The 21,036-nt window shown below is 35.3% G+C and carries 14 protein-coding genes and 1 pseudogene; 4 read left to right on the top strand and 11 right to left on the bottom strand.

The features are described 5' to 3' along the window. Positions 1 to 3 precede the first annotated feature (3 nt). The 8 genes and pseudogenes from ABI657_RS13305 to ABI657_RS13270 all read right to left on the bottom strand — a co-directional run bounded on the left by ABI657_RS13305 (position 4) and on the right by ABI657_RS13270 (position 13,643). A complete protein-coding gene (locus ABI657_RS13305; RefSeq protein ID WP_348097755.1) occupies positions 4 to 1,476 on the bottom strand; it encodes a RagB/SusD family nutrient uptake outer membrane protein in 1,473 nt (490 codons plus the stop codon). Positions 1,477 to 1,486: 10 nt separating this feature from the next. Further along, on the bottom strand, positions 1,487 to 4,738 hold the full coding sequence (locus ABI657_RS13300) for a TonB-dependent receptor (RefSeq protein ID WP_348097754.1): 3,252 nt from the start codon (positions 4,736 to 4,738) through the stop codon (positions 1,487 to 1,489). A 646-nt stretch (positions 4,739 to 5,384) separates the two neighbouring features. Beyond that, positions 5,385 to 6,767: a phosphoglucosamine mutase gene (gene glmM / locus ABI657_RS13295; RefSeq protein ID WP_348097753.1), complete on the bottom strand. Its 1,383-nt coding sequence runs from the start codon at positions 6,765 to 6,767 to the stop codon at positions 5,385 to 5,387. A gap of 12 nt (positions 6,768 to 6,779) precedes the next feature. Continuing rightward, positions 6,780 to 8,741, bottom strand: a pseudogene (nagB, locus tag ABI657_RS13290) (glucosamine-6-phosphate deaminase); the annotation flags it as partial. 325 nt (positions 8,742 to 9,066) lie between these two features. After that, on the bottom strand, positions 9,067 to 10,440 hold the full coding sequence (locus ABI657_RS13285; protein WP_348097752.1) for a sugar MFS transporter: 1,374 nt from the start codon (positions 10,438 to 10,440) through the stop codon (positions 9,067 to 9,069). 257 nt (positions 10,441 to 10,697) lie between these two features. Further along, entirely contained in the window at positions 10,698 to 11,624 is a 927-nt protein-coding gene (locus tag ABI657_RS13280) for an NAD-dependent epimerase/dehydratase family protein (RefSeq protein ID WP_348097751.1), read from the bottom strand. A 5-nt stretch (positions 11,625 to 11,629) separates the two neighbouring features. Continuing rightward, positions 11,630 to 12,733, bottom strand: coding sequence for an aminoglycoside phosphotransferase family protein (locus tag ABI657_RS13275; RefSeq protein WP_348097750.1), 1,104 nt, complete (start codon positions 12,731 to 12,733; stop codon positions 11,630 to 11,632). A 1-nt stretch (position 12,734) separates the two neighbouring features. After that, entirely contained in the window at positions 12,735 to 13,643 is a 909-nt protein-coding gene (locus tag ABI657_RS13270) for a sugar phosphate nucleotidyltransferase (protein WP_348097749.1), read from the bottom strand. Positions 13,644 to 13,962: 319 nt separating this feature from the next. Here ABI657_RS13270 and ABI657_RS13265 point away from each other — a divergent pair, with 319 nt between their 5' ends. Further along, on the top strand, positions 13,963 to 15,003 hold the full coding sequence (locus ABI657_RS13265; protein WP_348097748.1) for a substrate-binding domain-containing protein: 1,041 nt from the start codon (positions 13,963 to 13,965) through the stop codon (positions 15,001 to 15,003). On the opposite strand, the gene ABI657_RS13260 is transcribed toward ABI657_RS13265, so the two are convergent. Continuing rightward, positions 15,004 to 15,639 carry a carbohydrate-binding family 9-like protein gene (locus tag ABI657_RS13260; protein ID WP_348097747.1) on the bottom strand — a complete coding sequence of 212 codons (636 nt, stop codon included), beginning with the start codon at positions 15,637 to 15,639 and terminating at the stop codon, positions 15,004 to 15,006. It abuts the gene before it with no gap. Positions 15,640 to 15,718: 79 nt separating this feature from the next. Then, positions 15,719 to 17,578 carry a T9SS type A sorting domain-containing protein gene (locus ABI657_RS13255; protein ID WP_348097746.1) on the bottom strand — a complete coding sequence of 620 codons (1,860 nt, stop codon included), beginning with the start codon at positions 17,576 to 17,578 and terminating at the stop codon, positions 15,719 to 15,721. A 459-nt stretch (positions 17,579 to 18,037) separates the two neighbouring features. On the opposite strand from ABI657_RS13255, the gene ABI657_RS13250 reads away from it, so the two are divergent. The 3 genes from ABI657_RS13250 to ABI657_RS13240 all read left to right on the top strand — a co-directional run bounded on the left by ABI657_RS13250 (position 18,038) and on the right by ABI657_RS13240 (position 20,095). After that, the gene (locus ABI657_RS13250) at positions 18,038 to 19,501 is read left to right on the top strand and encodes an NAD(P)/FAD-dependent oxidoreductase (protein ID WP_348097764.1); all 1,464 of its coding nucleotides are present in this window, start codon (positions 18,038 to 18,040) and stop codon (positions 19,499 to 19,501) included. A gap of 9 nt (positions 19,502 to 19,510) precedes the next feature. Then, positions 19,511 to 19,744: a thioredoxin family protein gene (locus ABI657_RS13245; RefSeq protein WP_348097745.1), complete on the top strand. Its 234-nt coding sequence runs from the start codon at positions 19,511 to 19,513 to the stop codon at positions 19,742 to 19,744. A gap of 171 nt (positions 19,745 to 19,915) precedes the next feature. Continuing rightward, a complete protein-coding gene (locus tag ABI657_RS13240; RefSeq protein ID WP_348097744.1) occupies positions 19,916 to 20,095 on the top strand; it encodes a hypothetical protein in 180 nt (59 codons plus the stop codon). Positions 20,096 to 20,398: 303 nt separating this feature from the next. Here the strand turns inward: ABI657_RS13240 and ABI657_RS13235 are convergent. Beyond that, positions 20,399 to 21,036, bottom strand: a 638-nt coding sequence (locus tag ABI657_RS13235) for an alpha-L-fucosidase (RefSeq protein ID WP_348097743.1), incomplete at its 5' end; no start/stop codon positions are given.

The raw sequence follows: 21,036 nt of genomic DNA, 5'->3' as shown, positions 1-21,036 counted from the left end.
CAATTAAAAATACTTATCATTCTGAATAAACTTTCCTTTACCTTCACTTACTCTGTCTAATGAAAAAGGAAACAATGCTTTATAAGGCTCACTTTGGCTTGCTGCTCCATTCAAGGAAAGCGCATGCTCAGTAAATTTACCATGTCTGATTAAATCGGAACGGTATTGTCCGTTTTCACACCAGTATTCATGAGATCTTTCTAATAAAATCATATCATTAAAACTTGCCAGTGTATTGTAATCTGCTAAATTAATCAGGCTGATTTTAGCTCTTCCTCTAACAACATTTACCAAGTCGATGGCCTCTTGTGTTGGCGTACCCGTCTTGTTTACCAATGCTTCTGCTTTTGATAACAATACATCGGCATAACGATAGATGATAATATCAACTGTTGTTAAAGCAGTAGTTCTGGCTGCATCAGGATGAATTTTTAAAGGAATTGGTCCTAATTGCATGTAGTTAGCAGGATTTGCTCTGTTGTAAGTAATACCATCTGTACCTGTAAACTCTGCAATAAGTGCTGTTTTACGAATATCAGTTGACTCAAAAGAGTCGTAAAATTTCCACGAACTCTGAATAGTACCGTAACCTCCGCGTCCCGGGAAATTAGCAGGCAATACCATCAACTGCCATTGATTTTCACTTGTTCCGGCATAATCAGCAGGAACTGCCCAAATTACTTCTTTACTCGTTACAGGAGCTGTAATATCCCATAAACCGGCATAATTATCTTCTAATTTATAATGATTCATTCCTATAATAGCAGTTGCCTGTTCTTCTACCTCTGACCATCTTTTTTCATGCAGATATAATCGAATCAAAACCATTCTAGCCATTCCGTTACTAAATCTTCCGTAAGGTGTTTCTGCCGGAGATTGCAAATCTGTAGCTGCAGCCTTAAGGTCATTTTCGATAAAACTAACCATTTCAGCATTTGAAAGTCGTGCCAATGGCTCTTCATACAATGGATTTAGAAGTATTTCCAGTGGTGCTACTACCAAAGGTCCATACATATCGTATAATTCATAAGCTAATAATCCTCTTGCACATCTGATTTCGGCAATAGCTTTCTTTTTTACAAGTTCGTTTACACCTGACTTTTCGATTCTGTAAATACTCAATGTCATACTGCTTATTTTGTTATAGAAAACATCATAAAACCGTGTAAAAGCTGTTGAACTTACCCTGAAACTATGTAATGAGGCTTCTTGCTGAACACCATAAGGTCCCTGAAGGATTTCGGTTGTGGCATCCAGAATAAACATTAATCCGTTTTCTGATGTTGAATGAATCCCGTTTCCGTATGATCCTCTAAGCGGATAATATGCTGAAGCTACTATTGCCTGAATATCGGCCTCAGATTGCGGAAAAATACTTGGGTTAATCTCATCGTAATTAATAGATTCTAAATCTTCATTACATCCTGAGAAAACTAGTAATAGCAATACTATTGTATAATTTTTTAAATTTTTCATATCTTTTTTATTAAAACTTAAGGTCAACTCCTACTGTGTATGTTTTTACATTTGGATATGCTGCTGCATAACCGTCTGTTTCAGGATCTATACCATCATATTTTGTAATGGTAAAAAGGTTTTGCCCGTCAAATCTGATGGCTGCTCCCTGCATGTATTTTCCAAACCATTTTTTTGGAAGATTATAACTTAGGGATGCACTTTGCAAACGAACAAAGGATGCATCCTGCATAAAGAAATCTCCCGAACCATACCTGTTGAAATCCCCAAAATGAGAAGCCGGACGTGTATTGGTAGGATTATCAGGAGTCCATCTGTTATTTACATTTCTTAATGCATTTCTTCCATTTTGTGCTACACCTGTAGCTGTTACCCCATAAGTAAAATCTGTCTGATCTACAATATCTCTTCCAAACATTCCATTGAAAACAAAATTAAGCTGAAAATTTTTCCAGGTAATTGTATTGCTTAAACCTGCTACAAAATCAGGATCTGCCGATCCAAGTAAAACCGTATCTGCATCGTCAATTCTTCCATCCGGAGCACCAGTCCTTAAAAATACTCCATTGGCATCCGTTACAGGATTTCCTGCTCCGTCTCTTTGAAAACCGTTAAGATCTTTTATCTTTATTTGTCCTGGAAATAAATCCGGCTGCGCAGGAACTACTTCTCCAATTTGCATCACTCCATCAGCTATTTGGCTATATTGCGCTCGTAATGGATCGTTGTAACTCATATAAACTTTAGGTTTCCAGTCCGGAGCTCTCTCTCTCCAATTGGTTTCAAATTTTGAATAGGTAAAAGTAGTATTCCATTTAAAATCAGGATTATTGATATTTACAGTACTTACTGTAACCTCTACACCTTTACTTTTTGTACTACCTATGTTAGCCCAAGAAGTATTCACTTCATGATAACTATTGATTGGTTTTATCTGTAATAAATCTGAGATTACTCTTTCGTATATCTCGACTGACCCGGAAATCCTTCTTTTTAATATTTCGAAATCAACACCAAAATTCTTTTCTGTTGTCGTTTCCCATTTTAAATCAGGATTTTCTAAACGGCTTGCAAATACTCCAGTCCAAATTGATTCATCTGAATTTAAATAGGCTGGCTGTGCATAAAATGCACCTTTAGAAAGTCCTGTAGAATTACCTACTGAACCATAACCAAATCGAACCTTAAACTGTGATACATAATCTGCAATATCCTTCATAAATGATTCCTGCGAAATATCCCAGCCTGCAGAAATGGATGGAAACACAGCATACTTTTTATTTGCAGCAAAGTAACTTACACCATCCCTACGTATCGTTGATGTTAATAAATATTTGTCTTTGTAAGAATAATTTATTCTTGAAAAATAAGAACGAAAAGAATCCTCATTCTTTGATGACGTAGTTAATTTAATTCCCGCTCCCGCATTCATATTGTTCCATAAAAAAGAATCGGTAATAAAATTACTGTTTCCTAATGATGCTCTTTCATTTCTAAAAGTGGATTGGGAATAACCTGCCATAAAAGTAAAAGAGTTATCATCTCCAATTTTTGTATTATAGGTTAAAATAATATCCAGTAAATCATCATTCTTTTTTTGTGAATTGATAGAGGCTTTACCATTTTCCAATGCACCATACAATGTAGTTCTTGGCAAATAAGTATTTCTGCTTGTATTTCCCTGATCAAAACCTGCCTGAAATCTTGCTGTTAGACCTTTTATTGGTTTTATTTCTGCGTAAAAGTTAGTCAGTGTACGATCTACAATTCCTTCATCTGAAATTGTTAACAATGAATATGGATTTGGCTCTAAGGCATTATCTGGATTTATTGGATAATTACCAAATTCGTCAATCGCTAAAATATTAGGACTTTGCTGAATAGCAGATCTGATGATTCCTGAATTCTCAAACTGATCACCACCTAATTGTGAGTTTCTATTTTTAATACGGCTTTTCGTCATATTCATACCAAAATTCACATAATCGGTTAATTTTTGATCTATGCTGAAATGAAGCGTACTTCTTTTTAAGCCTGAATTTTTAATAATTCCTTCCTGATCAAATAAATTTCCGGATAAAAAATATTTGGTAGATTGTGTTCCTCCGCGTAGTGACAAATTGTTTTGCTTAACCATACCATCTCTGGTTACCAATGATAACCAATCTGTTCCCTGTCCGGCGTTTCTGATCTGCTCATCAGAATAAAATCTTTTAAATGGAATTCCATTAACCGGAGCTGCATTTGCTTCTGCTTCAGTTTTGGAAGAATATGGATAGACTCTGTTTAAAAAATCCCAATTTTCCTTTGCTGCATCATTTCGTAACTGCATCCATTCCTGGAGATTCAAAACTTCATAACTGTCATTGTATTTTTGGTACGAATAAGAACCGGAATAATCAACTCTTACATCACCTTCTTTTCCTTTTTTAGTCGTAATCATAATAACACCATTTGCTGCTCTGGCACCATAAATTGCTGTAGCACTGGCATCTTTTAAAACATCTATCGATTCGATGTCATTTGGGTTAAAAGAGTTTAAAATACTCTGCGTTCCACCATTGTAGCGGTTTCCAGTTCCAGGTTGATCTAAATTTGTAACAGGAAATCCGTCAATCACAACTAAAGGATCATTAGGTGCATAAAGAGAACCTGCGCCACGAATTTTAATATTAAATCCACCTCCCGGCTGAGCACTATCCTGAGTAATTTGCAAACCTGCCACTTTACCCTGCAAAGCTGTTAAGACCGACGGAGCAGAAGATAAGTTCAGAGTCTCGCCTTTAATAGAAGACATTGCTCCCAGTACTGCTTTCTTCTTCTGAGTACCGTATCCAACAATAACAACCTCATTAAGCGTTTTTGATGATGGTGCCATGGAAACCGAAATATTAGTTTTGCCTGCTATTGCCACTTCTTTTGTTTCATATCCTACATAAGACACCACTAAAGCTTCTATATTGGATGAAACTGTAATTGTAAATGTTCCGTCAAAATCTGTTGTTGTTCCTCTTGGTGAACCTTTTGCGGCAACATTAACTCCTATCATTGGCTGACCCAATTCGTCTAAAATAATTCCCTTTATGGTGATATCAGCTTCTGATTTATTATTTACAATCACCGACTTTTTGCTGCCCTCCTCAGAAGTAGCCGCGTTTACTTTAAAAACAGATACTATCAAAAATGAGATTGTAATTATTGCCTTTAAATTAAACTTTAATTCCTGATAGCTACCTTGCAGTAACTTGTTACTTTTTTTCATATTATTCTGGTTAGTTTAATGGTTAATTTGAAAAATATACTTTGTGTGAGTAAAAAATAATTAAGCTTTTTCAAACACAAAATGAATGACGGATTTATGTTTCTTTTGGTTTCATAATTTTTGAATTTTGTTTTTGGTTGTTTTTTGTTTGGTTATTTTTTTTTATTGGTATTCTGTAACCGTAGCTTTTTTTATTCTCCCTCAAAATCAACTACGTAATCATTATTTATTCCTTGGCATTACTTTTTTTTTCTGTTTTTTAAAATCAAAAACTCATTATTCTCTTTTAAAAAACGAATAAAAAAAAGCTTCACTTTGTACTTACTTTTGGCTAAACTAAATAATATTTTTTAATAAACAATGATAAAACCAATAAAATGTGTTCGTGCACATTAAAAAAGTGTTTTCGAACACATTTTTTAGAAAAAGTATTATTAAATTCTTACTTATTTTCTCTTTTTACTAATTAGGATTCTAAATAATTACTAAAAAACATTCATATAATTTAAAAACATTCCACTTTTGTTTTTATATTCATTTAATTGTAAAATGCAATAAAAATTAAATTTTTGATATCAAAAAAGGCCGTTTGCTCTTGTTTTGAAATGGTATTCACAATTATAAATTCAATTTACGGCTGTAATAATCACAGTAAGAACTTAATTTCATCAATGAATTTCTCAGCCAGTAAATCAGCTTTTTCCTGAGAAATACTTTCGGTATAAATCCTGATAATTGGCTCTGTATTTGATTTTCTTAAATGCACCCATTCATGCTCAAAATCAATTTTGATTCCATCGATACAATTCGGTTTTTCATTACTGAATTTTTGAGCTATTTTTTCTAAAATTCCATCCACATTAATTTGTGGAGTCAGTTCAATTTTACTTTTACTCATGTAATAATCCGGGTACCTTTTCCTAAGTGTTTTACAGGAAATTTTAGCATTTGCCAGATGTGACAAAAACAAAACAACACCTACCAGGGAATCCCTTCCATAATGTGATTCAGGGTAAATAATCCCACCGTTCCCTTCTCCACCAATAATGGCATTTGAGGTTTTCATCAATTCCACCACATTTACTTCTCCAACAGCGCTTGCCTGATAACTTCCAGCGTGTTTTAAAGTAATATCCCGTAAAGCCCTTGAAGAAGATAAATTAGAAACCGTATTTCCTTTTGTTCTTCCTAAAACATAATCAGCGCAGGCTACCAATGTATACTCTTCGCCAAACATGGAACCATCTTCACAAATAATTGCCAGTCGGTCAACATCCGGATCAACTACGATTCCAAAATCAGCTTTTTCTTTTACTACCAATTCTGAAATATCCTTAAGATGTTCTTTTAACGGTTCCGGATTATGTGGGAAATGACCATTGGGTTCGCAATACAATTTGATGCATTCAACACCCAGTTTTTCAAGCAAAGCCGGAATAGCAATTCCTCCCGTTGAATTTACTGCATCAACCACGACTTTAAAATTGGCGCTTTTAATGGCTTCGATATCAACTAAATTCAATTTTAAAACTTCTTCAATATGTCGGTTGATATACCCTTCTTTCTTTTCATATTTTCCTAAATCATCTACTTCGGCAAATACAAAAGTTTCTTCTTCTGCTATTTTCAGGATTTTTTCTCCTTCAACAGCATATAGAAATTCACCTTTTCCATTCAATAATTTTAAGGCATTCCATTCTTTAGGATTATGACTAGCAGTAATTATAATTCCGCCATCAGCATTATCTAATGTTACCGCAACTTCTACAGTTGGTGTTGTTGACAAACCAATATCAATCACATTAATTCCTAAACCGGTAAGCGTATTGGCAACAAGGTTACTGATCATTTCTCCTGAAATTCGCGCATCTCTTCCTAAAATAATGCTCAATGATCCTTTTGAATTTTGTCCTTTAAGCCACATACCATAAGCAGCGGCAAATTTTACGGCATTGACGGGAGTTAAATTTTCATTTACAGCTCCTCCGATTGTGCCTCTTATTCCTGAAATTGATTTTATTAAAGTCATATTGTTTTTTTATTAATACTCCCATTTTACGAAAGCTTCCATCGCAGCATAACTTGCTAAGCCCATTTGTTGGTACAAAGCAGCCGTTTCCCTGTTTCTGTCTTCGGCTCTCTGCCAAAATTCCCTTGCATCTGTTCCCTGAAAAACAACGCCATCTTTTTGAGATTGGTGTTTAAAGATTCCGTGGCGTTTTTCCAAAACCTGATCCGGACTCATGGGCACAGCCATTTCAACCTCATCAATTCCCCATTCCTGCCAGGCACCACGGTACAGCCAAAGCCAGCAATCGTTCATAAATGGATTTGGTTTCAAAGCTTTTACAGCTTCAAAAATCGCATCCAGGCAAACTTTGTGCGTTCCGTGCGGATCTGCTAAATCTCCTGCCGCATAGATTTGGTGTGGTTTTATTTTTTCAATTAAATCCATCGTCAACTGAATATCTTCTTTTCCGATTGGTTTTTTTTCGATTGTTCCGGTTTCGTAAAACGGCAATTCCATAAAGTGAATCTGATCATCAGATAATCCAACAAAATGACTTGTAGCTCTCGCCTCGCCTTTTCGGATCAATCCTTTGATGTAACGCACTTCGGGAATATCAATTTCACTGTTCTTTTTATTGGTTAAAAAAGTTACCGCCTTCTGATAGATATTTTCTGCTTCCGGACTTTTGATTCCGAATTTATCGTTGTAGTCAATTACGAATCTTGCAAAACGCAGCGCTTCATCATCAGCAACAGCAATGTTTCCGGAGGTTTGATAAGCTACGTGCACTTCATGTCCCTGCTCCTGCAAACGCATGAAAGTTCCTCCCATACTGATAATATCATCATCCGGATGCGGACTAAAAATCAATACTTTTTTTCTTGCCGGCTCAGCTCTTTCGGGACGATTCGAATCGTCTGCATTTGGTTTTCCACCTGGCCAGCCTGTTATCGTATTTTGTAGTTTGTTGAATATTTTGATGTTAATGTCGTATGCAGGGCCTGAATCTGCCAATAAATCACTCATTCCGTTTTCGATATAATCAGCGTCGGTAAGCATCAGGATTGGTTTTTTAAGATCCAGTGCCAATCCTAAAACAGCTTTTCTGGTTAGTTTTTCAGTCCAGATTACTTTTTCAACCAGCCACGGTCTGTTGATTCTGGTTAGTTTTGAAGAAGCTTCCTTATCCAAAACAAAAACCGCATTGTTGTGTTCCTGTAAAAATGAAGCAGGAATCTGATTCGTTACTTCATCTTCCACCGATTTTTTAATGATGTTCGCCTTTCCTTCTCCCCATGCCATCAAAATAACCTGTTTGGCTTCCATGATTTTTTTTACCCCAAGGGTGATTGCTGTTCTTGGTGTATTGCTTAATCCTGAAAAATCTTTGCTTGCCGCAACCCTTGTAATATGATCCAAGGCGACCAAACGTGTTTTTGAATTTTGAAGCGAACCTGATTCATTAAAACCAATATGTCCGTTTCCCCCGATTCCCAAAATCTGCAAATCTATTCCGCCTAACGCTTCAATTTTAGTTTCGTAATCATGGCAATAATCAGCGATTTGTTCCTTGGTTAAAAGTCCGTCCGGAACATGTGCATTTTCAGGTAAAATATCAACATGATCAAACAGCAGTTCTTTCATAAACCGAACGTAACTGTTGATCGAGTTCGGTTCCATAGGATAATATTCATCCAGATTAAAACTGATTACATTTTTAAAGCTCAAACCTTCTTCTTTGTGCAAACGAACTAATTCCGCATACAATCCTTTTGGAGAAGAACCAGTTGCCAAACCTAAAATACAGGGTTTGTTTTCTTTTTGTTTGGATTGAATCAAAGCGCCAATTTCCTGAGCAACTGCTTTTGAAGCATCGTTTGAATTTTCAAAAACAACGGTATTGATGTTTTCGAATCGTTTTTCGAATCCTGTTGCTTTATCTATATTACTTTTTATCATTTTGAAGTCTATTTTATTATGTTTTCTTTTCTTTTTATGAGGCCTTTAGTGATAAAAAAAGGCATAAGTTGGGTGGAAGCACATTCAAATACGAATATTTGAGTGCTTATTTTATGATGACTAAAATGTTGTACTTATTTAAATTGTATGAATTTTTCAGACAATTTTGTCATTCCGAGGAACGAGGAATCTTCGTTAGCAGCTCTACAAAGATTGTAGATTTTGTTTGCGGAATTACTTGCGGAGATTGCTTCGCCAGTTCGCTATCGCTTGTGTCCTCGTTCCTCGGAATGACAAACTTTGATGTGAAACACTTTAGCAAAGTTCTATACTTGAGGAAACTTAAAACTTGAAACCATTACCAATTCCTGTATTTATGCCCTTTATAAGCAAAAAAGATAATCATCAGATATGCAGGCAACAATATCACATAAGCCAGTTGATTGCCGCTTTTTGCTGTTCCTACAATTCCTGCCGCTTCATTTGATGTGTTGATACTATCAGCCAAAAGACCATAGAATAGCGGAAAAATAGCTCCGCCAATAATTCCCATAATCAGGATGGCACCGCCAATTTTTGTAAGTCCTCCCAAATCCTGAAGTGCCATTGGCCAGATTGCAGGCCAGCAAAGTGCATTGGCTAATCCTAAAAGCGCGACCAGAATAATAACCAAAGGTAATTGTGGAATTCCAGGCAACTGAACCATTATTTTTGGAGAAATTATAACGATTAAGGCTACCAAGGCAATACCTAAAAATCCCGATACTTTTAAGGCAAAAACCTGTGAAACATATTTTGGAATCAATGTAATTCCTAAAATATATCCGACCACCATGGCTGTCATCGTAAACGAAGTCAGTTTGAGATAAAATGAACCATCATTGCCATAAACACCTAATTGTTTCCCGAACCCTCCAATGGAATCTCCGGCTAATACCTCAGCAGCGATATACACCATTAAAGTAATCACGCCAAAAACCAATTGCGGATGTTTGAAAGCTTCTTTTATTTGTTTGAAAATACTTAGATGTGCGACTTGTCCTTCGTCGTCTAAATTGATTTCAGGAAGGGGAGAAAATTTTACCAAAACCGCCAATACAAGCATAATTCCTGCCATGTATATATAAGGGGTCTGCAATTGTAAAGCCAATAAATCTAAAGCACTTTCTTTTTGAATGGAAGTCATTACAGCAATTTTATCGGCAGAATAATCTCCAATATTTGACAATACTAATGCCGTTAATAATAACGGAGCCAGAAATCCTGCCAGTTTATTGGCGATCCCTAAAACGCTGATTCGCGCTGCTGCACTCTCCCTTGGACCAATTACGACAACATACGGATTTGCAGCAGTTTGCAAAACGGCCAAACCTGTTCCCATTACAAATAAAGCGATCAGGAAAAAACTAAAAGTTCGTGTTGCAGCTGCGGGATAAAACAATAAGGCACCAACTGCAATGACCAGTAAGCCTAACGAAATTCCGTTTTTGTAACCTACTTTTTCAATTAAAAATGAAGACGGAATTGCCATTACAAAATAAGCGATGTAAAAAGCAAATGTCACAAAATACGACTGTGATTCAGTTAGTTCACAAGCTAATTTAAAAAACGGAATCAGCGGTCCGTTCAGCCAGGTTACAAATCCAAAAATAAAAAATAATGAAGTTAAAATAACCATTGGAATCAAAGTACTGCTTTGTTCTTTTTTTAAAGTAATATCGATTTCTGACATATTTTTTGGGTTTGGGTTAGGTTAATCTGTTGTATATTAATTTTAAACACATAGAAACATAGCTCTTAGAAACTTTTAAAAAAAAATGCGTTTCACTTGCATTAACACACATAGCTATGTGTGATAAACTAGTTTCTTTTTATATTCTTTTTTCAACATATAAAATCTATGTTTCTATGTGTTTATATCTTTTTCTGTGATTTAAGCTTTGTCAAAGTTTTAAACTTTGACAAAGTTGTAGCAATGTTATGTGATGATTATTTACTAACTAATTCCTGATGATAAAAAAGAATGGTTTCTTCTAAAGCTTTATCAATCGTATATTCTGGTTTAAATCCCAATTGATTGAATTTTTCCGGATTGGCTTTGGAATGTTTGATATCGCCAGGTCTTTCATCCAAAAATTTTATCTGCGATTTTGAATTGGTAATTTTTATGATTTTTTCGGCTAATTCCAACACAGAAGTGCTGTAACCAAGTGCTACATTATACGTTTCATCTCCTTTTTGAGAAGCCAGGATATTCGCTTTCACCACATCTTTTACATAAATAAAATCACGTGTCTGCGATCCGTCACCGTAAATAGTAATCGGTTCGTTTTGCAATGCCTTATTGATAAAAATAGGCACCGCTGCCGCGTAAGCTGATTCCGGATTCTGACGTGGACCAAATACATTAAAATAACGCAAAGATGCCGTTGGAACCTGATATTGGTCCAGATACATTTTTAAATAATATTCACCGTCTAATTTGGTAATGGCATATGGGGTCATTGGCTCAGGAGACATCGTTTCTACTTTTGGCGAAACAGGATTGTTACCGTAATTAGCTGCTGAAGTTGAAAGGACAACTTTACAATCTAAATTGTTTTTTGCCGCTTCCAGAATATTGATAGTTCCAATAGTGTTAATTTCGATGCATTCTCTAATTTTTAATAACGATTCAGGAACGCTGACCAAAGCTGCCAAATGGAAAACACCAGATGCTCCGCTCACTAATTCATTTACTAAATTCTCGTCGCGAATATCTCCTTTTACAAAGTCAACATTGAGTCCGTTTAGGTTATTTTCAAACCCCGTTCTAAGGCTATCAAGTATCGTAACCTGATGACCTTCTTGAGATAAATGTTCGGCAATATGGCTTCCTATAAAACCGGCACCGCCGGTAATTACATATTTTTTCATTTTTATTATTTTAATGATCCAACGAAATTCAAATTATAGTCTTCCATTTCCTTAAATTGTGTTGAAAGGCTTTCAATCAGTTTAAATTGATTTTTAGAACGATCCAGATTATGTTCAGGATATTCTGTTTTGTAATACACATCATCATTCAGGAAATCCGTCAAAAAACGCAGTGCCATAATAAATACCATTGTTTTGGCACCAAGCGGCAAATATTTTATTTCTAATAAAGAAAGTGACGAATTCGTTTTTTCGAGAAAACCCTTAACATACGCTCTGTAATATTGCAAATTAAAATTAACAAGCTCCAGATTTTTTTCATCCTCGGCAGCCGTGTTGCAAATGGTTCTTATGGCATCTCCAAAATCATAGTGCACGATTCCGGGCATAACGGTGTCTGTATCAATCACACAAAGGCCTTTTTTATTTAAATCAAAAAGCGCATTCGAAATCTTGGTATCGTTATGGGTAACCCTTAATTTTATTTTTCCGGAATCCTTTAAGTTTTGCAAAACATGCATTTCTTCCTTAAGCTCCTGAACCAGATTGATGCAAGTTCTTGCCTGTGCAATACGTTGTTGCGAAGCTTCTTTCAAAGCCGTATCAAATTGCGAATAGCGAAACGCCATATTATGGAAATTCGGAATTACCTCTGTTAGTTTTCTGGCATCAAAATCACTGGTAAGATTTAGAAATTCACCAAATAACTTACCGCCTTCATAAGCTATCTCTTCATTATTAACGGTTTCAAACGTCAGGCTTTCTTTAATATAAACCATCATGTTCCAAAAATTGCCTTCCTGATCCTGATAGTAAAAAATACCTTTTTTGGTAGCTATAAAAGTCAGAACACGTCGTTTGAGCTCGTCTTCAGATAAATGTTTTAGTTTCTTTTGCAAATGTTTGCTTACGCTGACCTTATTGGCAATAAGACCGGGCACATCTTTAAAAACACCATCATTAATTCGCTGTAAAATAAATTGCTTTTGACTTTCAGTTGTTACAAAATAGGTGTCGTTGATATGACCGGAGGCCAATTCCTCAAATTCTTTAAAAACTTCTATATGGTCGAACTGGTCGAATATAAATTTTAAATGTTCTGTTGCCATATTACCAGAGATTAGTTGGATACACTTTTTGGTCCCTTAATTTTTCGATTTCTTTTTTGACAATTTCCTTGTCTTCCTTATAGGTAACTCCAAACCATTTTGCATTCGACTGTAGCACTTCCAAGGATGCGTTATCTGATTTTAAAATTTCGTTTACAACTGATGTAATAAAGAATTCTGCTTTTAAATCGTGTTCGTTTTCTTTCAGGAATTCCTCAAAAAGAGCGCCGCCAAACTCGAAACATTTTGGCGTAAAGCCCCAGAAATTCATGGAGACAATTGTATTTTCATCAATCGGAATAAATTCACCTTTATCATCTTTACGCATTAATTTGCCGTTTATTTTTTCGATGTGAGTGCGTTCCGTAACATCCGTCAAATAGTTATTTCCATCAACCTGACATTCTCCTCTTGAAACAAAACCATGGTCTGAAACGGTATTTTTTAAAAGATAGGCCATCATATTAAAATGATAAGATTCTTTATTCATTTCGGTTAAAGCTTTTGCCATAATTTCGAAAGCTTCTTTTCCGTAAAAATCATCGGCATTTATAATGGCAAAATTTTCGGTTACTTCCTCTTTTGCCATCAACAAGGCATGTCCTGTTCCCCATGGTTTTTTTCTTTCCGGATTCTGATATTTTGCAGGAACGTTATCAATTTCCTGAAATACATAACCTACTTCGGCTTTTCCTTCTAACTTTTTATTAAAAATTTCCTTGCACTCTTCTTCAATATTTTTACTGATTATAAATACAAATTTTCCAAAGCCAGCCTGTAATGCATCATATATCGAAAAATCCATTATGGTATCTCCTTCGGGAGTAAATGTATCCAGCTGTTTTAATCCTCCATATCGACTTCCAATACCTGCTGCTAAAATCACGAGAGTAGGTTTACTATTGCTCATTTAATTGTATATTAATTGGTTTAATTATTTAAATTGCTTTTGGTTCTTTTTTTTCTTTTTGAATGGTTGCAAAAAAAGTAGAATATCATACCTACATAATTTTAATAACTTCTCTTATAAATTGAAAAATAAATATTAATCTGACAATATTTACGTTAATTACATAAATTATATCATTAATATTCGGCTAAAATATATATTAATATTCTATAAAAAAAGAAAAAAGTGTTAAAATGTGCTCGAACACAATTAAAATGTTTTCGAACACATAAAATTAAATATTTTATAATATTCGATTTTTATATATATTTGTTTTTATATGGATAAGATTTACACTATTAAGGATATTGCAGAACTTGCAGGCGTTTCAAAAGGAACAGTAGACCGTGTTTTGCACAAAAGAGGAAAAGTCTCTCAGGATGCTCTGGAAAGAGTAAATGAGGTTTTGGATAAAATTGATTATCAGCCAAACTTAATGGCAAGGAGTTTAAAGAAAACACAAATTTATTCCATATGTGTTCTGCTTCCGGATTCTGAAAATGATCCGTATTGGCAGCCTTGTATCGATGGTATCAATGAAGCCAAAAAAGAATTTAAATCTTTTAATGTCAAAGTCGAAATTTTCTTATTTGACGCTACAAGTACTGACTCGTTTGTAGCAACCAATAAGGCTGTTCTAAATGCTTCTCCGGATGCGGTCCTTCTGGTTCCTTTATTTCATAAAGAAGCCTTAGATGCTATTGAATCCTATAATTCTAAAGGTATTATTGCCAGCATCTTCAATAACCAACTTAAATCTAATTCCATAAAAAGTTTTGTTGGCCAGGATTTATTTCAAAGCGGAAGAATTGCAGCCCGATTACTGGATTTACTAATTCAAAAAGGAACTGTTGCCATCGTACATATTGATGAGGATTATGAGAATGCGATTCACATGCAGGAAAAGGAAAAAGGTTTCAGGAATTATTTTGATGGTTTGGAAAAAGGAAAATTTGATGTAAAAACATTCAAGGTAAAACACCCACAGTTTAAAACTACCCTTAAAGAATATCTGGAAGCAAACCCTACTATCAAAGGGCTTTTTGTTACGACATCGAAAGCCTATCAGGTGGCAAAAATTATTGCTAAAAATCCTGAAAGAAAAATTGCTCTTGTGGGGTATGATTTATTAGAAAACAATCTGGAATATTTAAACAATAAAACCATTGATTTCTTAATACATCAAAATCCGAAAAGACAGGCTTATTTAGGAACCACCAGTTTAATCGAACATTTTATTTTCGAAAAAGAAATCAGCACGGAAAAACTGCTTCCAATTGATATTATTAATACTGAAAATGTAAAAGATTATATTTTATAGTCAAACCAAAATCAAATTACCAAATGAATCCGGTGTATGAAAATTGGGCGTTTCCGTATTTGGATTAACCCAGGAAATCCAGGTTGGTTCGAACAGGTTATTTTCCTGTTTTGTATATTTTGCCCTGTAAAGTCCGGCTTCTATACTATTGTTTTTAATCAAATCGAAGTTTTTTAAAGATTGAATAGTAATGGCTATTTCTATAATGAAATGGTCTTCTTTTATCTTCGATTTTACAATCAGATCATTTTTAGGCCAGTTCCAGTCAAAATCAAATTTTTTCTTAGGAGATGCCCTAAAATCCATGATTCTTGGTGTTGGATCAATTTCCAGACAATAATAAGGATCAAGTGCTTCATCTGTCCTTAAAAAAATCTCGACCCTATCTGATTCACCAATGCTGTCAACGGAGTCATCCTGCCTGTCAACATGTACATTGTTATCATAAACTGTATAACAAAAAAAGATATATTCGGTATCCCATAAGGCTCGAAATTCCATCTTTTCAGACTGCAAATCATTCCAGGGTGAGCTAAAATCAGTTAGAATTTCAGCTTTACTCCAAAAAGGATTATCTCCTAAACCATTTATTTGCAAAATATTTTTTTCGATTCTGTTAACGTTGTAATTTTTCATACTTAAAAGTTACGGAATTTTAAAGCAAAAAAAAGGGAACAAAAAAGAAAATCTTTTTTGTTCCCTAAAGTAGTAGTATTTATTTCAGATATATTTTGTTGCTGCTGATTTCATTATCAGCATTAATTTGAAGAATAACCAATTGTGATTTTTCTAAATCAGAAACATTTATAGTTATTGAATTTACAGCACTGTATTGTTGTTTTAAAAGTATATGGCCATTTAAATCTAACAAAACAGCAGTTGCTGACTGAATGTTTTTACCAAAATTAATATTGATTTCATTAGATGCCGGATTAGGAAAAACAGAAAAACTTGTTGTAATTTCCTCGGTTGCATCAGCAGTAACAGCCTTTTTAGCAGTAGATCCAGTTTGTAGTTCAGAACAGCCAATATCTACACGGCCGTTTCTTTTGCGGATATCATCATCAAAATCTAATGTTCCGGAATACGTTGTATTGTATGTCGGATCACCTTTATCAGTTGCAAAAGCGCCTGTAGCTAAGGTAAAATTAAAAGAAGCAGCGTTTACAAATCCGGGTAATCCTACTACGGAGTTTATATCGTGCCCCGTCGCTCCAGCAAATGTGGCCTGATTATAAGATCCTTTCGTTGAACTTCCGTTGAAACTAACTCCGGTTAAATCGATAATAAAATCAGTATTTCCTTCTCTGTAATATAAATTATAGTTGGATACAAAACCGGAAATTGTATAACCTGCAGAAGCTAAAAATGCTTTTTTGCCAGTTGTAGCATACATGATATTATTCTTGTAAGTAATTACTGAACTATTTTGAAAATGTACTTCTCCTCCAAAATTATCAGCAATGGTGCCCACTGCAACACCACCAATTGTGGTTACGCCATTAATAACTGCTCCGGTTCTGTTTTTGTAAAAAGTGTTGTTAAAAATTTTTGTGTTTCCAACACTTGTTGTATATCCGCTTCCGATAACGCCGCCAAAAATGGCTCCGGTTACTACGTTGTTGTAAACGGAATTATTATTTACAATATGTCCGGTAGACTGACCTCCGTTTCCGGTTGCTGTATTTTGTTCCGAACCAACTGCAAGTCCAACACCACAATTATAAACTTCATTTCTTTGCACCGTAACATTTAAAGCGCCATCTACATAAATACCGGCACTATTGGCAACGGCACTCATACAATTAAAAACTTCATTGGATGCTATGATTCCGTTACGAGCCTGATTATTACTTGTCGCTCCTGTAGAAGTATAATTTCCTGCAGCCACGATTCCGATATTGGCAATATCATACACTGTATTTCCTGAGACCGAAAAACCATTTACGTTTCCGGTCAGCGTTACGGCTTCTCCCCATCCTGTTGCACAATTATTTACTTCGTTATTTTCTATTTTAACATTGGTAATAGCATAGGTACCATTTCCTCCGTCGACTTTTATGGCATTAGCTACAATTCCACTATTGGCAGGAATTGAAGAAAGGTTGTTACTAATCCAGCCAATATTCCTGACAATGCAATTTTTGATGATAACGTTGTTAAGATTGGCTGTTGCACCAGAATTGGCCAGTATCCATATTCCTTTACTGCCATTACCAATTTTATTGGAAATAGTCAGTCCATCAACGGTTACATTACTCGTATTTACAATTCCTAATACATAAGGATCAGTACTTGTCCAGCCAGAAGCATTGACAATTACAGCTGCTGAACCGCTTTTTTGTATGGTTAGCGGTTTTCCAACAAATATTGGTCCCGTTACAGGGTAAGTCCCTGAAAGTATTAATACTGTTCCGCCTGATGGGGCTGCCTGCACTCCTTTTACAATAGTCTTAAAAGGTAATACAGCTGTTCCAGTGCCTGTCACATCATTTCCTGTTGTAGACACATATGTCTGGGAAAAACCCTGGACAAAGCAAAATAAAATAATAAATGTAATTTTCCTGATTCTCATAATTTTAAAATTTGGGTTTAACAATTAAAAAAAACTCTATGATTAAATATTGCAATATTTCGACGTAAAAAATAGGCTCTGGCAATTTAAATTACTTATAATCAATACATTTTGATTGACTTTAGAACAATTATTTCATAAATTAAAAACCAGAAGTAGCTTATTTCATACGAATGTAAATAATGTAATTTAATTAGCAATACAAAAACAAGAAAATATGTGTTCGAACACATATTTTCTTGTTTTTGAAGTCTTTTTATTGTTAATTTTTTATAATTACAATGGAAAATGAAATGTGTTTGAACACAAATAAGAAAATAACTATATTTATATGTTCACTTTAAGCAATATCATAAAGCCATTATTAAAAATCATAAACTTATAAAATAACCTTGAATCTAAATAAGCTAATTTATTTAACTTTGCATGCTGAAATGCTCTAATAGTGATCAAACCAATATGGTGGAAACAGAAAAAGTGGAAAATGAAACATCAGGCTGGACGATGTGTCTGGAATGTCAGGGAAGTGGTAAAAAAAGCCGAAGGATAAGCAAAAAAACACGACTTCAGTACAAGTTAGCATTAGAGGAATTTGAAAAAACAAATGGGGAAGGTACTGCTCCGGTTCTGCCAAAGGCAAATCTTTACACCTGCCTGAAATGTTCCGGAACAGGGTTACTTCCTGCAAAAAATCCTCCAGCACCAGATAATGAAAACTACCCTAAAGTTGCTATCATTGGCGGAGGTATTGGCGGAATGGCTTTGGCTGTGGCCTGTTTACATCGTGGAATTCCATTCACCCTTTATGAACGCGATAAAGACTTCAATGCCAGATCTCAGGGCTATGGATTAACTTTGCAACAAGCCAGTAAAGCAATTAGAGGATTGGGCATTTTAACCTTAGAAAAAGGTGTGATTTCGACAAGACATCTGGTCCATACTCCTGAAGGAAAAGTAATCGGCGAATGGGGAACCAGAAAGTGGCTTCAGTCATATGAAACATCTCCGAAACGAACCAATATACATATCGCAAGACAATCTTTACGATTCGCTCTATTGGAGCAGCTGGGCGGAAGTGAGATGGTACAATGGGGGCACCAGATAATCGATTTTAAGCAAAGTGATAAGGAAGGCGTTCATCTCAACTTTCAGGTTGATGGGAAAATAATAAGCACCCAGGCAGATCTAGTGGTGGGCGCCGATGGTATTCGCAGTTCGGTTCGAAGATTATTGATTGGAGAGAATAGCACTCCTCTATCTTACCTGGGGTGCATTGTAATACTAGGCATTTGTCCTTTGAGTGTTCTTCAAAATCTTAATAGTCCTCTACTGGATTCGGCTACTGTATTTCAAACCGCCAATGGCAACGAACGACTATACATCATGCCTTACGACTCAGATTCGGTAATGTGGCAGCTAAGTTTTCCAATCTCTGAAAAAGAAGCCATTGAATTAAGTGCAAAAGGACCTCAGGCACTCAAGCAAGAAGCATGTCGCAGAACCCAGTGGCATGACCCAATTCCTCAAATTTTATCGGCAACCCAAGAAGCTCATATTACTGGTTATCCAGTTTATGACCGTGAATTGCTCAAGCCGGAGTTATTGAAAAAATCAGGTCAGGTAACTTTACTAGGAGATGCGGCTCACCCAATGAGTCCATTTAAAGGTCAAGGTGCCAATCAGGCATTGCTTGATGCACTTAAGCTCGCCAGAGGAATTTCTAAAGGATGCAAATCTTTATCACACTGGAAGAAAGCCGGAGTGAGAGAAAGCGTATTAACGGAATTTGAATCCGAAATGCTAAAGCGTAGTGCTGTAAAAGTACAGGATTCAGCCGAAGCCGCTCAGTTTTTACATTCAGAAAGTGTACTTCATGAAAGTGATGCGCCGAGAAGAAAAATCGAAAAGAAAAAAAATACTTAAGTGTAAAGCTTGAAAGTAACTAATAATATCAACTACAAAAGCAACTCAATTGACTGGCTTTGTATTGACTTTTTCAGTCCGTCATCAACTGCTGTTCACTTTTTTTGTCAACATAACAGTCAGATTACCTATTTTAATGAAGCAGTGAAAGCAGGAGTAAAATCTGTTCCTGCATTAGTTACTCCAAAAGGAAATGTACTACACCTCAATTTCGGTGCCTCAATGGAGGAAGTTATTGATTAATTAATGTTAGAGGCACCCAGTTGGGATAACCAACTGGGTTTTTAAAATTCTAAAATTCAAAATAAATGAAAAATAAAATAGTATTAATAGTAGTACGGCTTTGTTGGCGCAACTCCACAGCTATTATATTTTTTCGGCAATAAGACTACAGGAAAACCGGAAGTAGAATATTTGGCAAAAGTCAGATGTCGTTTTGGAGCCTGGATTTTACTGACAGCAGATGCTAATTACAATCAGGGCTGGTTAAATTATCAATATGAAATTGGTTTACGCCATTACACTACCAAGAAAAACAAAACAGATAACGCTAATCTGTTCCCGCTATCAATTACAGATATATTCCGGCATTAACGATACCAGTTACCACAACTTTGAATAATAGTTTTATAGCGACAATTTGACCTGTTTCGAATGATTCCATTAGTAATTCATAGTTTCGGCATAATCTTCTATCGCTATCCAACCAATCAAATGTTCTTTCCACAACCCATCTTCTATCAGTGGGCTTAAAGACTGATTTCTTATCATCAGAGCGCATCGCGACTTGAATAATGTAGCCAAATTTGAATCGGTTTCTTTAATGTTTTTATTTTACATTTTTAAAAAGGATCTAACAATTAATTGCAGTTACCTTTTTCAGTTTAAGACCTAATTTTACTCGATTTCAAAAGTAATAGCTGTAGCAAATGGCATATTCTTAGGGCAAATTATCAATAAACCATCAGCTGTTTCTTTCCATTTTAACTTTCCTTTGTAACCTAACAACTTAACTGTTTTAACTTTCTTACCATAATGCTTTGCATCTGTACCAAGAGACTTAATTTTTATTTGTGTATTCGGAGCTGGTACATTCATACAAAAGCCATACAGTTTATTGTTCTTTCCAACTGTAAATCGTATATCCTGAGCATCAAACTTAAATTCAGCTTGATTACGACTCAATTTTCCTCCAGGAAGCATTTTCAAGTTACCATTAACCATTTCTCCTTCGGCTGGAATTACCCAAGCATGACTTCCATATACACCTTCTCCATTAAGTCGCATCCAATTTCCTACTTCTTTTAACATTTTTTGACTTTCATCATTAATTGAACCGTCAGGCAATAAAGAAATACATATTGCAGCATTTCCATCACGTGCTATAGCTTCAATTATATAACGAATCATCATACCTGAATCATAGGTGAAATCAGGGGCATAAAACCAATCTCCTACTGGAGCTTCGGCAATCCAAGGCTGGTCTTTTTTAATATCAGCAGGAATACCATGTTCTTCAGTATTTACTGTACCAT

It is taken from the genome of Flavobacterium sp. (assembly GCF_039930565.1).
In the GTDB taxonomy this organism is placed as follows: Bacteria; Bacteroidota; Bacteroidia; order Flavobacteriales; family Flavobacteriaceae; genus Flavobacterium.
This window is presented reverse-complemented; position numbering and strand designations above follow the sequence as displayed.

Bases quoted from the DNA above. Each gene is read 5' to 3' on its own strand.
- ABI657_RS13260 (WP_348097747.1), bottom strand. From the start codon at position 15,639: ATGAAAAATTACAACGTTAACAGAATCGAAAAAAATATTTTGCAAATA.
- ABI657_RS13265 (WP_348097748.1), top strand. From the start codon at position 13,963: ATGGATAAGATTTACACTATTAAGGATATTGCAGAACTTGCAGGCGTT.
- ABI657_RS13300 (WP_348097754.1), bottom strand. From the start codon at position 4,738: ATGAAAAAAAGTAACAAGTTACTGCAAGGTAGCTATCAGGAATTAAAG.
- ABI657_RS13250 (WP_348097764.1), top strand. From the start codon at position 18,038: ATGGTGGAAACAGAAAAAGTGGAAAATGAAACATCAGGCTGGACGATG.
- ABI657_RS13285 (WP_348097752.1), bottom strand. From the start codon at position 10,440: ATGTCAGAAATCGATATTACTTTAAAAAAAGAACAAAGCAGTACTTTG.
- ABI657_RS13305 (WP_348097755.1), bottom strand. From the start codon at position 1,476: ATGAAAAATTTAAAAAATTATACAATAGTATTGCTATTACTAGTTTTC.
- ABI657_RS13255 (WP_348097746.1), bottom strand. From the start codon at position 17,578: ATGAGAATCAGGAAAATTACATTTATTATTTTATTTTGCTTTGTCCAG.
- ABI657_RS13275 (WP_348097750.1), bottom strand. From the start codon at position 12,733: ATGGCAACAGAACATTTAAAATTTATATTCGACCAGTTCGACCATATA.
- glmM (WP_348097753.1), bottom strand. From the start codon at position 6,767: ATGACTTTAATAAAATCAATTTCAGGAATAAGAGGCACAATCGGAGGA.
- ABI657_RS13280 (WP_348097751.1), bottom strand. From the start codon at position 11,624: ATGAAAAAATATGTAATTACCGGCGGTGCCGGTTTTATAGGAAGCCAT.
- ABI657_RS13270 (WP_348097749.1), bottom strand. From the start codon at position 13,643: ATGAGCAATAGTAAACCTACTCTCGTGATTTTAGCAGCAGGTATTGGA.